The organism is Acidithiobacillus sulfurivorans, assembly GCF_018853815.1.
Taxonomy (GTDB): domain Bacteria; phylum Pseudomonadota; class Gammaproteobacteria; order Acidithiobacillales; family Acidithiobacillaceae; genus Acidithiobacillus; species Acidithiobacillus sulfurivorans.
Window position 1 is genome coordinate 56,807 of the sequence record NZ_JAAOMP010000153.1, and the last position, 13,815, is coordinate 70,621.

At 52.8% G+C, this 13,815-nt stretch carries 21 protein-coding genes and 1 tRNA gene; 14 read left to right on the forward strand and 8 right to left on the reverse strand.

Features of this window, described 5'->3' with window-relative positions:
• Positions 1 to 305 precede the first annotated feature (305 nt).
• Complete coding sequence (locus HAP95_RS13915) at positions 306 to 656, forward strand: hypothetical protein (RefSeq protein WP_215884756.1); 351 nt, start codon at positions 306 to 308, stop codon at positions 654 to 656.
• Positions 657 to 816: 160 nt separating this feature from the next.
• Positions 817 to 1,029 (forward strand): AbrB/MazE/SpoVT family DNA-binding domain-containing protein, encoded by a 213-nt coding sequence (locus tag HAP95_RS13920; RefSeq protein WP_215884757.1) that lies wholly within the window; start codon positions 817 to 819, stop codon positions 1,027 to 1,029.
• 147 nt (positions 1,030 to 1,176) lie between these two features.
• Here HAP95_RS13920 and HAP95_RS13925 read toward each other — a convergent pair whose 3' ends face one another.
• From HAP95_RS13925 to HAP95_RS17560, 5 genes are all read right to left on the reverse strand, one after another.
• Positions 1,177 to 1,386, reverse strand: a complete 210-nt coding sequence (locus HAP95_RS13925; RefSeq protein WP_215884758.1) for a hypothetical protein — start codon at positions 1,384 to 1,386, stop codon at positions 1,177 to 1,179.
• Positions 1,387 to 1,739: 353 nt separating this feature from the next.
• Positions 1,740 to 2,288: a DUF4158 domain-containing protein gene (locus tag HAP95_RS13930; RefSeq protein ID WP_215884759.1), complete on the reverse strand. Its 549-nt coding sequence runs from the start codon at positions 2,286 to 2,288 to the stop codon at positions 1,740 to 1,742.
• A gap of 36 nt (positions 2,289 to 2,324) precedes the next feature.
• Positions 2,325 to 2,657 carry a type II toxin-antitoxin system RelE/ParE family toxin gene (locus HAP95_RS13935; protein ID WP_215884760.1) on the reverse strand — a complete coding sequence of 111 codons (333 nt, stop codon included), beginning with the start codon at positions 2,655 to 2,657 and terminating at the stop codon, positions 2,325 to 2,327.
• Positions 2,650 to 2,910 (reverse strand): type II toxin-antitoxin system Phd/YefM family antitoxin, encoded by a 261-nt coding sequence (locus HAP95_RS13940; RefSeq protein WP_215884761.1) that lies wholly within the window; start codon positions 2,908 to 2,910, stop codon positions 2,650 to 2,652. The genes HAP95_RS13935 and HAP95_RS13940 overlap by 8 nt, the downstream gene beginning before the upstream one ends.
• Positions 2,911 to 2,943: 33 nt before the next feature.
• Positions 2,944 to 3,297, reverse strand: coding sequence for a cupin domain-containing protein (locus HAP95_RS17560; RefSeq protein WP_215884762.1), 354 nt, complete (start codon positions 3,295 to 3,297; stop codon positions 2,944 to 2,946).
• Between the two features lie 355 nt (positions 3,298 to 3,652).
• Here HAP95_RS17560 and HAP95_RS13950 point away from each other — a divergent pair, with 355 nt between their 5' ends.
• The 12 genes from HAP95_RS13950 (at position 3,653) to HAP95_RS14005 (ending at position 11,510) form a co-directional block, all read left to right on the forward strand.
• Positions 3,653 to 4,867, forward strand: a complete 1,215-nt coding sequence (locus HAP95_RS13950; RefSeq protein ID WP_215884763.1) for a tyrosine-type recombinase/integrase — start codon at positions 3,653 to 3,655, stop codon at positions 4,865 to 4,867.
• On the forward strand, positions 4,860 to 5,114 hold the full coding sequence (locus HAP95_RS13955; protein WP_215884764.1) for a DUF4258 domain-containing protein: 255 nt from the start codon (positions 4,860 to 4,862) through the stop codon (positions 5,112 to 5,114). The genes HAP95_RS13950 and HAP95_RS13955 overlap by 8 nt, the downstream gene beginning before the upstream one ends.
• Positions 5,111 to 5,299: a DUF2283 domain-containing protein gene (locus HAP95_RS13960; protein ID WP_215884765.1), complete on the forward strand. Its 189-nt coding sequence runs from the start codon at positions 5,111 to 5,113 to the stop codon at positions 5,297 to 5,299. The genes HAP95_RS13955 and HAP95_RS13960 overlap by 4 nt, the downstream gene beginning before the upstream one ends.
• Positions 5,300 to 5,338: 39 nt before the next feature.
• A complete protein-coding gene (locus HAP95_RS13965) occupies positions 5,339 to 5,539 on the forward strand; it encodes a hypothetical protein (protein WP_215884766.1) in 201 nt (66 codons plus the stop codon).
• 104 nt (positions 5,540 to 5,643) lie between these two features.
• Positions 5,644 to 6,474 (forward strand): hypothetical protein, encoded by an 831-nt coding sequence (locus tag HAP95_RS13970; RefSeq protein ID WP_215884767.1) that lies wholly within the window; start codon positions 5,644 to 5,646, stop codon positions 6,472 to 6,474.
• A 104-nt stretch (positions 6,475 to 6,578) separates the two neighbouring features.
• Entirely contained in the window at positions 6,579 to 6,839 is a 261-nt protein-coding gene (locus HAP95_RS13975) for a helix-turn-helix domain-containing protein (RefSeq protein WP_215884768.1), read from the forward strand.
• 3 nt (positions 6,840 to 6,842) lie between these two features.
• On the forward strand, positions 6,843 to 7,814 hold the full coding sequence (locus tag HAP95_RS13980; RefSeq protein WP_215884769.1) for a hypothetical protein: 972 nt from the start codon (positions 6,843 to 6,845) through the stop codon (positions 7,812 to 7,814).
• Positions 7,807 to 9,630: an AICE element replication initiation protein gene (locus tag HAP95_RS13985; protein ID WP_215884770.1), complete on the forward strand. Its 1,824-nt coding sequence runs from the start codon at positions 7,807 to 7,809 to the stop codon at positions 9,628 to 9,630. The genes HAP95_RS13980 and HAP95_RS13985 overlap by 8 nt, the downstream gene beginning before the upstream one ends.
• Before the next feature lie 155 nt (positions 9,631 to 9,785).
• Positions 9,786 to 10,304 (forward strand): hypothetical protein, encoded by a 519-nt coding sequence (locus HAP95_RS13990; RefSeq protein ID WP_215884771.1) that lies wholly within the window; start codon positions 9,786 to 9,788, stop codon positions 10,302 to 10,304.
• Positions 10,301 to 10,702 carry a single-stranded DNA-binding protein gene (locus HAP95_RS13995; RefSeq protein ID WP_215884772.1) on the forward strand — a complete coding sequence of 134 codons (402 nt, stop codon included), beginning with the start codon at positions 10,301 to 10,303 and terminating at the stop codon, positions 10,700 to 10,702. The genes HAP95_RS13990 and HAP95_RS13995 overlap by 4 nt, the downstream gene beginning before the upstream one ends.
• Entirely contained in the window at positions 10,699 to 11,007 is a 309-nt protein-coding gene (locus HAP95_RS14000; RefSeq protein WP_215884773.1) for a hypothetical protein, read from the forward strand. The genes HAP95_RS13995 and HAP95_RS14000 overlap by 4 nt, the downstream gene beginning before the upstream one ends.
• Positions 11,004 to 11,510, forward strand: a complete 507-nt coding sequence (locus HAP95_RS14005) for a hypothetical protein (protein ID WP_215884774.1) — start codon at positions 11,004 to 11,006, stop codon at positions 11,508 to 11,510. Before HAP95_RS14000 ends, HAP95_RS14005 begins: the two co-directional genes overlap by 4 nt.
• Before the next feature lie 582 nt (positions 11,511 to 12,092).
• On the opposite strand, the gene HAP95_RS14010 is transcribed toward HAP95_RS14005, so the two are convergent.
• The 3 genes from HAP95_RS14010 to HAP95_RS14020 form a co-directional block, all read right to left on the reverse strand.
• Positions 12,093 to 12,168, reverse strand: a tRNA-Lys gene (locus HAP95_RS14010).
• A gap of 55 nt (positions 12,169 to 12,223) precedes the next feature.
• Positions 12,224 to 12,649: a Fur family transcriptional regulator gene (locus HAP95_RS14015; protein ID WP_010639029.1), complete on the reverse strand. Its 426-nt coding sequence runs from the start codon at positions 12,647 to 12,649 to the stop codon at positions 12,224 to 12,226.
• A gap of 53 nt (positions 12,650 to 12,702) precedes the next feature.
• Positions 12,703 to 13,806 carry an NAD(P)/FAD-dependent oxidoreductase gene (locus tag HAP95_RS14020; RefSeq protein ID WP_215884775.1) on the reverse strand — a complete coding sequence of 368 codons (1,104 nt, stop codon included), beginning with the start codon at positions 13,804 to 13,806 and terminating at the stop codon, positions 12,703 to 12,705.
• Positions 13,807 to 13,815: the final 9 nt, after the last annotated feature.

Genomic DNA, 13,815 nt, shown 5'->3' on the forward strand with positions numbered 1-13,815 from the left:
GAGCCCAACAGCACTGTCACGCGCATTACATAAAAATCTATCGGGAATGCAAATCACACCCTTTACGCCACATGACCTCCGATGAACCGCTGCAACACACATCGGCATGCTGGGGCATAACCGTTTGGTGATCTCGAAAATACTGAACCACGTAGAAGGTGGCGTAACAGCCATTTATGGTCGTCACACTTACGACACGGAAAAGCGTGCTGCACTGGAAAACTGGTCTACGAACCGTAAATTTAACGCATAACTTGTCATATAATATGAGGTGTTAAAAAACTAAAAAAAAAGAATATACTTCATTGATTAATCCGCATCAAAATGAAAATTTTACCTCTATTAATATTATGAGTATTTACTCACTTTTAATTTTATTTGGGGATATTTTCATGAGTAAACCACTAAAAGTTTATTGTTGTCGTGATTGCGTTGAGCGTATGCCGCTCTACTACAAAAAAGATCAACATTGTCGTGATGATGATTGGCAATTTTGTTTTCCTGTAAGAGTCGGAATATTTTTTCAGAAAGAAGTCTGGGACTACAAGCGGGAGCAGGCTACTAAGAATGCTTATACCTTAGAGCAAAAAAACTCTGTGCTAAAATCAGCCAAACTCTGGGGTAACTTTCAGTGCGGAGTGAGTGAGGATTGGTGAGGTATTGTACGTTGACTGAGATGACACTTGCCAAAGGAGTGGCGACCCAGGCAGGGTGGCACTGTGGATGCCCCTGCTTGATCGTTGAATTTGCGTGGTATTGCGATTTGATATTAGGTATTCTTACTAGAAGTTGATCGATCAGCACGGAGTATGAACCATGAATGCCACAGCTACTTTATCGAGCAAGTTCCAGATTTCCATTCCCAGGGCCTTGCGTGATGAACAGCATTGGGAAGACGGACAAGAGTTCGTCTTCATCCCCAAAGGTAAGGGCGTCCTGGTGCTATCCGTGCCCGAGAAAGAACAGTTGGTCGGCATTGCTAAGGGGGCTCGCATTGAAGATTTTCGTGATCGCAACGATCGATTCTGATGGATTTAGTGCCTTGCGTGGTCGATACCTCAGCATGGATTGAATGGCTTGCTGACATTCCCACCGGGAGATGCCTGGCAGATCACTTCCCGGAAAAAATCTCAATGTATCGTCCCCACCATCGTGCAACTGGAACTATCGAAGTGGTTAGTGCGTGAAGTTGGCGAGGAACAGGCCGATCAATTCGCCGATATAGCTGTTTTCCTTGTAGTACTCCAGCTTCACCGTTGTAAATATCGGGCGCAGGTACAACGAGAATATGCGAGACGATTTTCCTTCCAGAAATTCTGCCATAGCGGAAAACTGTTTTTTGGGTAGCAGTCTGTAGGCCGTTTCATTCAGTTCGTCCTGGCTCATGTTAGGGCTCCGGTTCGGAAACCACTTTAAAAACTTCGCCAGTTTGGGAAAGTCTGTGACCACCTGGGAGCTGTGCTCCATGTGCGCCATCGGGACGCGGCATATTGCTCAGCAATTTCAGCGTAGTAATGAACGGCATTTTTTGATAAGCCCAGTGACGGAATGAAGCCCTTGGCAAACTCATAAAGCTCCTCGATGCGTAGAGCTTTGTCCACTTCCGTTTTGACTGCCGTGTACTGAAAATCTTTCTGATCAGCGCGAATGATATTGAGCGCTGTGATGCCATCATTCCGATGCACTAAAGCCGCAAGCTGTTCTGAAATTGATGCAGGTAACGTGGAGACAGCGACATCTCATCGATTTTCCTCCTCGGCATATCCACGACTGAATATATCCTGAAGCGTGGTATAGGAAGGAATAACAATTCCTTTATGATCAAGATAGACCAACAACTGACGAAATGCGCTATGGCCTTTGGGGTAGTAGCGAAGCAAATCACCGATATGAGTTGTAATCTCGGGGACAAAGTCAGACGTCCAATTGCGATAATTGAACATTGGTAGTATTATTTGCCTCTTGATTCGCACATAGTCACGAGAAATTCGTCCCGTGAAAGGCATTCCTGCTGATTCGGTATAATAGGTATCCACGATGAATTTAACATCGCTATTGACCTCATCAAGCGTGAAGTTGAAAAACTGCTGTTTGGCTTTGAAATAGCCCAACTGAAGAATGAAGAAAATGCGCGTTTTCGTTTGGCTGAATTGCGTTAAGGCTTCGCGCTCCAATGGCGTCAGAGCGAAATAAAGATACTGTTCGTGGGTATTGAAATCAGGACGAGCATATAACTCTTCAACTTCCGTGCTGGATAACAGTTGAATACGCTTGATATTTTCCATCATCTGTACCAATTTAATGAGGCCGAACTGTCAGCCACATCAAATCACCTCGCGTCCATCTAAGTGATTTGCCGGTTCCATGCGTTTGTGTAGCAAACCAAACACGACCAATTGCCGTTCATGAACCAAATAGTAAATGACGTGACTGACATGAGGAAAACTCAAAACGTCCTCGCCAACGTCCGGCCTGGACTTACCCAGGGAAGGCGTTTCGGTCAGCAAGCGAATAGTCTGCCGGAGTTCGGACAGGTATTTTTGCGATTGAGTCGCCCCCCATTGCTTGAGGGTATACCGGCGAATGTCGATGAAATCAGACTGTGCGTCCGGTGTTAAGCGATAATTTAACATTGGCGGGATAACGTGGTCAGTCATGCTCGCCTTTTTCAAGCGCATCAAAAAAGGACTCGCCATCGACAGTGTTGCCTGCTTTGATGTCAGTCATTGCCTGGGCCACCCTCGATTGCAATAGTCTCAGCTTGAGCGTCTCAATACTCTCGTACTCGTCCATTGAGATAACTACGGCAACAGGTTTGCCATTCCTATTAATCTGGACCGGGGCGCGCTGCGCTTTTAGCAGCATGTCTCCAAATTGTGTTTTGGCTTCATTGGCAGAAAGTGCGTCCATTGATTGTTACCTCTTCAATATCGTTCGATTCGTTCAGTGTATACGATTCAATCCATACCCGTCAAAATTATTATCCATCTCCAACGGAGCGCCCTTGTAAAAATGCCAGAGTTCAGTTGATTGGATCACATGCCAGCGGGACAAATGATTTTTTGCTAACAGGTAAAAAATGCTGGTTAGGGTAGGGCGGTGTCCCTGTAGCGTGGACAGCATTGCTGGCGACGTAGAGGTACGCCGATACCAGCCACCTTCTGGGTGGGGTTGAAGATCAAGCTGGTGGATGATTTTCTGGGCTGACATTATGTATGAGGGGATATTGCCAGAGATGTTTCTGAAATCACCAAGGCAGAAAACCACTGCTTTGGTCAAACTGGTAGAACGTAACATGGATAAAAGGCAGCCAGTTGAACCACACTTTTCCACGCCAAGACCCCACCTATAGGCACAAGGGGTATTATTTTTGATTGTTACCCAGAATGTTACCCAGAAAATAAAAAATGTTCAAAGGCAATATCTAGGTAGTTGTTTTATTTGGTGGGTTGTGAGGGGATCGAACCAACGACCCGCTGATTAAGAGTCTCAAAGTCGGGCATTTATGGCGTTTTATCTACCCCCATGTATCTTGACGCATCAAACACTTAGGCAGATACTACCTTTACCGATATTCACCGATTTACCGGAAATAGGTTAGCCCAGGGTTAGCCCGGCTAACTGGAGTCTCAAGGCCCAAAGGGAGCACGCCATGCCCGAAAAGATGCAATTCACCAAGGCCCGCCTAGCGGCGCTGGAGCCGGTCCCCGGCAAACGGATCACCGTCTATGACCTGGAACAGAAGGGACTCTGTATCCGCGTTACACCAGCCGGAGCCAAGACGTTCTATTGTGTCCGTAAGGTGGAGGGAAAAGTGGAGTGGGTACGCATAGGCGATGCCGCCGCCGTGACCATTGAGACAGCACGAACCACCGCCGCCGGGATCATCAACGACATTGCCAGAGGAACCAACCCCGCCGAGCAGAAGCGTATCAAGAAAGCGGAGATGACATTCTCTGATTTGTTCGCTGAGTGGGTACAGGAATGTAAAGCCAAGGGCAAAAAGAGCCTGGGCAACGACGAGCGCAACTACCGTCTGCACCTGGGCACCCTGGCGAAAAAGAAGCTATCCGATATAGAGCGCCAGCATATCCGCACGTTACACCGGAAGATCGGCACCGCGTCCGGTATCTACCAGGCCAACAGGGTTTTAGCCCTCACCCGCGCCGTGTTCAACTTCGGGATCAAGACGCTGGATATACCGGGACTGACCAACCCCGCAGCCGGGTTGAAGATGAATCGAGAGGAAAGCCGGGATCGTCGCCTGCACCCCGACGAAATGCCCAAGTTCTTCGAGGCGCTGGCCGCCGAGGAAAACCCCGATATGCGGGATTACGTCATGCTCTCACTGCTGACCGGAGCGCGTCGCTCCAATGTGCAAGCGATGACCTGGGAGGAAATCCACCTGGACCGCAGGACGTGGACCATCCCCGGCTCAAAGGCGAAGGCTAAGGACAATATCACCGTACCGCTGACCACCGCCGCCATAGAGGTGCTACAGGCCCGCGCAGAGGCCAATGGAGCGCAAGGGTGGGTATTCCCCGGCGCAGGCAAGACAGGCCACCTTGTAGAGCCTAAAAAGGGCTGGCAACGGCTATTGCAGCGGGCAGGCATCGAGGACTTGCGCTTGCATGACCTGAGACGTTCCCTGGCGTCATTCCAGATCGACGCGGGGGTGTCTCTGGCCGTCATAGGCAAGGGGCTAGGGCACCACTCCCAGCAAACCACCGCCGTGTATGCAAGGCTGGCGCAAGACCCTGTTGCCGACGCCTGGCAGAAGGGTACCGATGCCATTCTGGTGGCCGCTGGTGTTAAGCCCACTGCTGAGGTTGTGCCGATGGGCAAAAAAGGCAAGCGCAGTGCATAGCCGCCGCTTTGAACGCCCGGTTGTGCTGACTCACCATGCCCGGAACAGGATGCAGGAGCGCAATATCAGTGACGCTGAGATCATGGAAATTGTCGAGACAGGCACTATCCGCGCCAAGGATGAGCGCCGCGCATGGATATACCGAGAGTTCCCGGATCGGCAAGACAATTTATTGTGCGTGGCTGCTCTGCTGGATGACGTTATCATCATCAAAACCATCATGACCTTTTGGGAGGTATCCCCATGAAAACCGACTATGACCCGACCGATGACATTCTGGTGTTGCACTTCACCGACAAGCCCGTCACTCGTGAGGTGTCGCAAGACTGGAACCTGAATATTGCCTATGCCCATGACGGAAGTATTGTGGAGATCGTGATCCTGGACGCCAAGGCATCCGGCGCATGGCCGATACCACAGCACGCCGCCTGATGATTTGAGTTGTACCGCCATAAAGTTTAAGGAGGATGTATGAACGCTGAAGATCTGATCGAGGCAATACGCGATGCAGGAGCAAGTACCGATGAAGACGTAAAGGCTGCTCTGGAGGATGGGGAAGCCTTGGGACATATCATGGGCCTTGCGCCTTTGGACCCAGACGATGCCGCGAGTGTAGCCGCCCATGCCGAAGCACAAGGCATTGTCGAGGAAGCTCACGCTTCAATGATTTGAGTTGTACCGCCATGCTCTAGGCTGATCCCCGAAAAGGTGGGCACCCTTCCCACTCTGAGCATGGCACCTATTTTTGAGGGGGCGCAGATAGGGAGCGCGATGTTATGGCTATAGATTCCGATATTACGTGGAGCGGATACCGCATTAAATCTGTAATAGAGTGGCTTAATGTTTCGTATGCTGAACTAATGAAGCATGGACACAATGGGGAGTTAAAATTAGGAATAGAGGCATTCCAGATGCCACAGTTAATCATCTTCCGTGAAGTAGATGGGGATGACTGCGAAGTATCCGAAGAAGAATTAAAGCGCAAAGGAATTGAGCAGCCTAAAAACATTGGCGTTATGGATGCGGTTGTGACGAAAAGAAAGTTACTCATTCACCCGCGTGACATCCCTGTTCTCGACACCCCAAGCCTGCTGCCAACACGCAAGGGGTATTTGATAGATGATCGTTTCTACCCAGCAACCAAGCCCTTTTATCCATTACGGTTCCTTCCTTGGCCGCCTGATGAATTACCTGAAGGTTGGTACTATATGCCACTCAAGGAATTACAGTCTGCCGGACCTGAGGAGCCTGTAACGCTTACGGACATTTTAGCCGGAGCGCCCGCCAGACGCCGACCAATTCCTGTAAGGCTTGACGGTTTAATTATACCAAGGGCAGAAATTGAAAAGATTAAAAATCGAAATTATGCCACGAAAGAAAAACCTGCCGACGACGATGACCTGAATACCAAAACAGAAGAAAAATATCAGGCCATGATCGCAGCTATGGTTCAGATCATCGCCAGTAAATTCCCCGGCTACAACAATGGAAGCACACCCAACGCCGCACAGATTGCCAAGGCAATAAATGACACCAAGCTAGTGGATCGCCAGCCTGGAACCATAGAAAAAACAATCAGCGCAGCATGGGATAAGTTCGGGAAGTAGTCTGCATTTTCTGTAATTGCAATCTGCATTTTGCATTTCCCCGACTTCCCCGAAATACCCCCGCAACATAAGCGCCATCATCCATCACCGATAGGCGCTTAACCATGTATCCCGAAACCGAAACGGTACACCAGATCATCGCGGAGATTGGCCGCACCCTGGGCTGCCCCGCCGATGCCATCCCCACACAGGTTGATGAACAGAAAGCTTCCATTGTTCTGGACGTGAAGCCCGCGACCCTCTGTAACTGGCGCTGTACTGGCCGCTATAACTTGCCCTATGTGAAGACTGGCCGCCTTGTCCGTTACCGCGTCGCTGACCTGGCCGAATGGATCGCCAAGCGTCGCACTGGCATGGAGGGGTAAGCCATGCAGACACAAAAAAGCCGCCCCGGAGCAGGGACGGCATACGCAAGATCGAACGTCTCCAATCATATCACCATCGGCGTGGTGCGTAATGCCCATGATCCCCGGATCACCCCCCGCGCTTTGCCCTGGAGCGAGTTCTGCCAATACCTGAGCAGGGCAGAGGTACGGGAGACGAAAGACGGCACCGGCTTTGTGCTGGCGCAGTTCAACACCATGCACCGCGCTGGCAAGAATGTTGCCGCAGTCTTGGCGCTGGGCTTCGATGTGGATGGCAAGGATCAGGCCCCGCTGCCGCCTCTTGTCGCGCATGAAGAGCTATCCCGTAAGGGCTGGGCGCATGTGGTTTATTCCACCTGGAGCCATAGCGCCAAGTCTCCCCGGTATCGGATCATCCTTGCTCTGGATGCCCCGCTGCACCCCGACGCGCTGAGGGACGCGCAATCCTATGTGGTGGACCAGTTGCCCGGAGCCATCGCACAGGCCATTGATCGCGCCTGTCTGGGGGATCGCGCCCGGCTTTTCTATGCACCAGCCACTCCACCAGATCGCGCAGGAGAGTATGAGTTCTACGCTGGAGGATCAGCCCCGCTGAGTGCCCGGACGTTGACCCTAATCGCCGCCGCCATGCAGCGCAAAAGAGAGACCCAGAAGGAACAGGCCAAGGCGATGGCAACACGGATCGCGGCGCGTGGTGGCGTCTCGGTCATCGCACAATTCAATGAACAGCACACCATCGAGGAAGTGCTGGAAAATGGAGGCTATACCAGAAAGGGCAAACGCTGGGTATCACCCCATAGTCATAGTGGTACGCCTGGGATCGTGGAGATCGAGGGGCGCATCTTCTGCCACCATGCCGATGACCCCATGCACAACGGACATGCGCTGGATGCCTTTGACGCCTATGCAGCGATATACCACAACGGAAGCCTGAGCGCCGCTGCCGCTGCTGTTCGTGGGGCGCACCATGATTGACCTGACCGGCGTTATCGACCCACGGGAAGCATTGGAAGCCGTCGCGGGCGCAGCTACAGAGCAGCACACGGAGCAGGAAAACGCCCCGGCTAATGCAATGGCCGAACTGCTGGAGATGGCACAGGCTGGAGACGCGCCGGCATTTTGGCGAGCACTCAAGACCAAGACCGATTTGCTCAGACCTATAATGGATGATGACCCTGCCGAATATCAGGCGTGGCGTGCAGAGATCAAGGGCGCATGTTCTAAGATCAACATTCAAAGTTTGGACGGGTTTATCAGTCCTTCCGGTGGTGATGGTGGCGAAGTATCGAGTGCCGCCACAGAGTTGGCAGATTTGGCCGCATCCCGTTGTGAACTCTGGCACGATACCGAGAATAACGCCTATGCCACCATCAACGGCGATGAGCACCGCGAGCACTGGCGCATAGACTCTACAGGCTTTAAGGATTGGTTATCCTGGCTGGCGCATAGAGAACTGCAATCGGCACCATCGGCGGAAACGATCAAGGCCACATGCAACGCTCTGGCCGGACAGGGCAAGTTCGACGGTGAAGAGCATGAACCCCGCCGCCGCGTCGCCAAGGATGAGGCCGGTTATTGGCTGGATTTTGGGGACAACCTCTGGCGAGCGATTTTGATAACGCCTACTGGCTGGCGCGTTATGAACAAGCCACCTGTGCGGCTGATACGGACCAAGGCGACCAGGCCTCTCCCTGAGCCTGTATCTGGTGGCAGTGTGGATGCTCTCTGGAATCTGGTGAATGTGCCGGAGCAGGAAAGGCTACTGGTGCTGACATGGGTTATCGAGTGCTTCCGGCCAGATACGCCCTTTGCGCTCCTGGAATTGACAGGCGAACAGGGGGCGGCGAAGTCCTCAGCGCAGCGCATATTCCGGCGCTTTATTGACCCCAATCAGGTGGAACTCAGAGGCAAACCAAAGACGGTGGAGGATATCTTTGTTGGAGCCGCCAACGCGCACTTGTTGAGTTACGAAAATCTCTCTGGTTTATCTAATGACCAGTCAGACGCGCTTTGTACCTGCTGCACCGGGGGCGGTTACGCAGCCCGGCAACTCTACACAAACGGCGAAGAATCCATCCTGACCGTGCATTGTCCGGTTGTGCTGAATGGTATCAGTCCCGTTGTACTTAGGCCGGACCTGCTGGATCGAGCCGTATCGGTGACATTGCCGGAGATTGCACGGCGTAAGACTGATACCGAAGTCAGAGAGGCTACCGAAGCCGCAGCCCCGGCCATCATGGGCGCATTGCTGGAGCTGTTTAGCAATGCCTTGGCCATTCTGCCATCGGTGACAATGCCACCGGATCGCCGCCCGCGTATGGCTGACTTTGCGATGTTGGGTGAGGCCATCGCCAGAACTCAGGGATACCCCGAAGGCCACTTCCTGAATCTCTACGACGAACACCGCCGCACGGCCATAGGGCGCACTATTGATGCCAGTCCGGTGGCCACGGCAATGGTGGAGTATGTCAGCCGTGGCAATGCCTACACTGGCACCGTCAAAGGATTGCTGACCGAGTTGAGCGCAACCAAGCCGGATCATGAAAGAGATGACTACTGGCCGAGGACGCCCAGAGGGCTGGGCGATGCTATCCGGCGCTACTCTCCCGCCCTTCGTCAGCTTGGCATTAAGGCCACCGTAGAGCAGAAATCCCGGCGAGATGGCATCCATTGTGAACTTGCTCGGCAGGATACGGACTATTCGCGTCAGCACCCTGGCAGTGGGAAACCACCTTCACAACGTTCACATGTTCACAGAGACGAGGATGTAACCGTGGATGGTGAGGTATGACCCCCGCCGAGATCATCACCGAGATCGAGCAGGTCGGTGGCGAAATCTGGATCGAGGGGGACCGGCTCAAGTTCCGAGATACCCCGGCCCGTCTGGTCCCTGAACTACGTTTGCATAAGGCCGCGCTGCTGGCCGAGCTCCAAAAGTGTGAACATGTGAACGTTGTGAACATGGATTCCGGCTTATACCCCCCGGACGCGAATAGTCCACAGCCCGGAGATGATGTTCACACCGACGACTACGCCATTGAGGAACGTCTGGCAATTCAGTCTGAGGATGACCTACCCCTGGATCGAGGCTTCGACGATGTTCCTGGCTTCGAGGGTATGCCGGACCTAACCCCGGCGCAGCATGGCGCGATTCTCCACCGGATCATGTATCCGGCACCGGATATGGGGCCTTACGGAGCGGGTGTAGCCACCGAGCACCCCGACGGCTCTATGACAATCCGGTATCTCCCCGCCATGGAAATCACCCGGCCACCTGTGCAGCCACCAGCACCCGCCACCGTCACATGCGGAGCGTGCGCCGAGTTCGAGCCCGGTAAAACCCCACTCGGCATAGGCACCTGTTCCCGAACGGCGAACGGACTGCCACCCGTCGCCAGTCGTGGTTATGGCGCTTGCTTTCCGATCGCACCCAGATCCTGTCCCGACCACAAGGAACTCACATGACCATCACCGCAGCTTGCGTTATCACGTTGAAGAAGTCCCCGTCCTTCAAACTGGTGAAGGATGGAACGATGCCCGTCTGGTCCGGCTTCGGGATGGCGGGCACCGACGCCCTGGGCATCACCGCTTTCAAGTCTCTGGCCGAGGAGTTGGATGCACTTCACCTTGGCGAAGGCGATGCAGTCTCTGTTATTGGGGTGCTCTCGTTGAACACCTGGACCGGCAAAGACGGCACTGAGCACAGCGGCTTGAAGATGATCGCATCCAAGGCCGAGGCCATCACCGCACCGGCACCGAAGCGCGGGGCATCCAGTCCACGGCGGAGCACTGCACCTGCACCCGCCGCATCACCGGCGTCTACATACGATGATTTTGACGACTATGGGAGGTTCCAGCCATGACCACGAAACCAAAGGCACCAGCACCAGCAACCAACGTGCGGCCAATCGCGCCAACCAAAACGCTGCAAGTTATCGAAACACCGGAAATAAACAGGCACCCCTCCCCCCGGCTGGGCACTGCTGCCGAAGTACGCATGGAGATGGCCCGGCTATACCGCGATGCCCGCACCGGGCAGATGGAAGTGGGGGACGCCACAAAGCTTGCGTATCTCCTCACTCAGCTTGCAACGCTCATGCGTATTGATGACCTGGAGCAGCGCACCGCCGCGCTGGAGCGTGTCCTAAAAGCTGAGGTGAAGCGATGAAGGGCATATCGGATCACCTCTTGAGCAATCTCAATCCCGCGCAGCGATGCAGTGTTATTTTCTCGGCGCTCTGCCGGGAGGACTTCACCGAAGCCAACCGCCTGGCTGATACCGCCCCGACCGCGATATATACCGCTGGCGATTTTTACAATCCATTCACTCGCGCCATGCTGACCGCTGCCCTTGCGCGTGGCGATATAGAACAGGCAACCGCGCAGGTGTGGGCTAATCGCTGTTTTTGGGCAACGAGACTGCACAGCGAGGGGATAGACGATCCCAGCCTGGATGTATTCTGGAGTGCCGCCACCGAGAGCAGGGACCGCGCTAGATCGTTATGGTCAGCGTTTGCCGAAGCTGTTACCGATGCAGGTATGGAACCCGGCGAAGTCATGGCGTCTATGGGTGGGCTGTCCAAGCTGGCGCAAGAGTCCGTTGATGCCAGCGCAGGAGCAGAGCCGTGCCCCGATGCCGTGGCGCTCTATGCCGCGATGCTATCACCGTGACCGAGGCGTCATGAATGAAATTCACCGGGAACGGAATCCGCTAGTAGTAATGCAAGTCTTGTGCCCATGAATTTTGTTCATGCTGACCGAGAGACGCGGGCAGAAATGTCCCTGAAGGCGCGTAAACAGGCCAGAGTCACCGTACGCCAGTTGCGCCATAGGATGCAGTACAGGGCAGATATGACGCATTCCTGATTGTTTGCGAAACACCCCATGTATGACGCCTTATCACCGAGGTGAACTGGCTCTGGGCCGCAGGTATAACCGTGTGAAGCGGCAAGACGGCGGTCATGGCAATCAAAAATCGGGGGATCAAATTGAACCCCCGAAAACCGCCGACCGCCTGGCTGCCGAATATGGCGAGGCAGGCCACCAGCACTGGCGGAGCAGTACCGCAGCTTGTGCAGAATTCTGCACCACAAACGGAAGGCGAAACCCGAGATGCTGGTGTTACGGCGTAACGGGTGGATGCAGGGGTTTTTTTTTGGGTGGTGCTGTTGCGTTTTTCCTCCTGAGGTTAGCCCTGGGTTAGCCCGGAAAAATAAAGGCACCTAGCAAGTTGCGCTAAGTGCCTGTTTTATTTGGTGGGTTGTGAGGGGATCGAACCCACGACCCGCTGATTAAGAGTCAGCTGCTCTACCAACTGAGCTAACAACCCAAGGATCATGCATTATAAGGATTTAGAAAAGGAAGGCAAGAGGCGTTTAATCAATCTAATGGGCTACGCGTTGACGGAGCCGGATGACGACCTCAACATTTTCCACTTCGGTTTCAGCGGGTATGTCAGGAAGCTTGCTGATTTGCAGGGAACTTGCAGGAATATCCTGTAATTGGCCGGTATCCACATGATAAAAGTGGTGGTGCATGGAAACATTGGGGTCGTAGAAGACTTTGCCTGGTTCTACAATGACTTCACGAACCAATGAGTGATCTGCAAATAAACCTAGCGTATTGTACACCGTAGCCTTGGAGACCACGGGATAATCAGCATTGACACGCTGCATGATTTCTTCAGCAGAAAGATGGGCACACGATGAGAAGAGAGCATAGCCAATCTCCACACGCTGACTGGTGGGATTAACACCTGCATCTCGTAACGTTTCCAAAACACGCTGCTTATTCCAATCCTGGTTGTCCATGTATAGTCCCTCTATAATTCTAAACTAGGTATAATTGTAGCTCTATCCAGTGATCAGGGGAAGACCTGCCTCTGCTTCTGATAATGTGTTACCGGATTATAAGGTGTGATATCCAAGGGTGGTGCCTTGTCGGTGAGCAGGCAAGTGAGTATTTCTGCCGTTGCCGGCGCATTGGTGAGGCCATAACGAAAATGACCGGCAGCAACATACAGGCCGTTCCAGCCGGGGAGGGGGCCTATATAGGGAACACTTTCATGGCTGCCCGGTCGCAGTCCCGACCATTGTCTGATGATGCTGGAACTTTTCAGGCCAGGAAGCTGGTCACGTGCAAAATTCCACAATATTTGCCGTGCTAACGGCGTAACGGACTTGTCAAATTGCACGTTCTCACTGGTGCTGCCTGCTAGAATGAGACCATCCTGTCTTTGCACCAAGTAATGATTATCTTGCATCAACATGGAATCAAGCATTCCTGGAGACCCCTGCAGCAACAGCATTTGGCCGCGTACCGGATAAATTTGCAGATGAATATCAATTTGGTCAAGTAATTTTCCGGTCCATGCGCCTGCTGTCACTATAGCCTTGCCTGTAGCTAGAAACCCCTGTTTACTTTCCACGCCGAGCAGTTGTTCGTTTTTATGTTTAAAGCCTGTAATTTCAGTGTGTTCAAGTAGTTTTATATCAAGCTGTCGGCAGCGTTCAGCCAAAGCGGATAGAAGACGGGGATTACGCACTTGTGCTACTTCAGGGCACCAGAGAGTTTTTTTAGTTGTAGCTTTGCAGTCAGAGACTTGCCAGTTCAGGCCCCAATTTTGTCCCCAATGTCTGACATCATTTGGAAAAACTTCATTTTCTCCTTCAATAATGCGTAATCCAGATAAGGTCCACTGAGGATCAATACTCGTGAGAGAGGCTAACTCCGAAGAAAGAGCATGATGAAGCGACATGCTATAAAATGACAATCGAAGTAATTCTGAAGGATAATGCCAAGGATAAAGAGGACTGAGAATTCCACCACCAGCCCAGGATGCCTCCCGGCCAATTTGTCCCTGATCCACAATGGTTATGGCAAAACCTGCCTCAGCAAGCCGAACTGCGGCAAGCATTCCAATAACTCCAGCCCCGATCAGGACAATGCTTTCTCGTTTTTTCAGCACCTGAAAGGC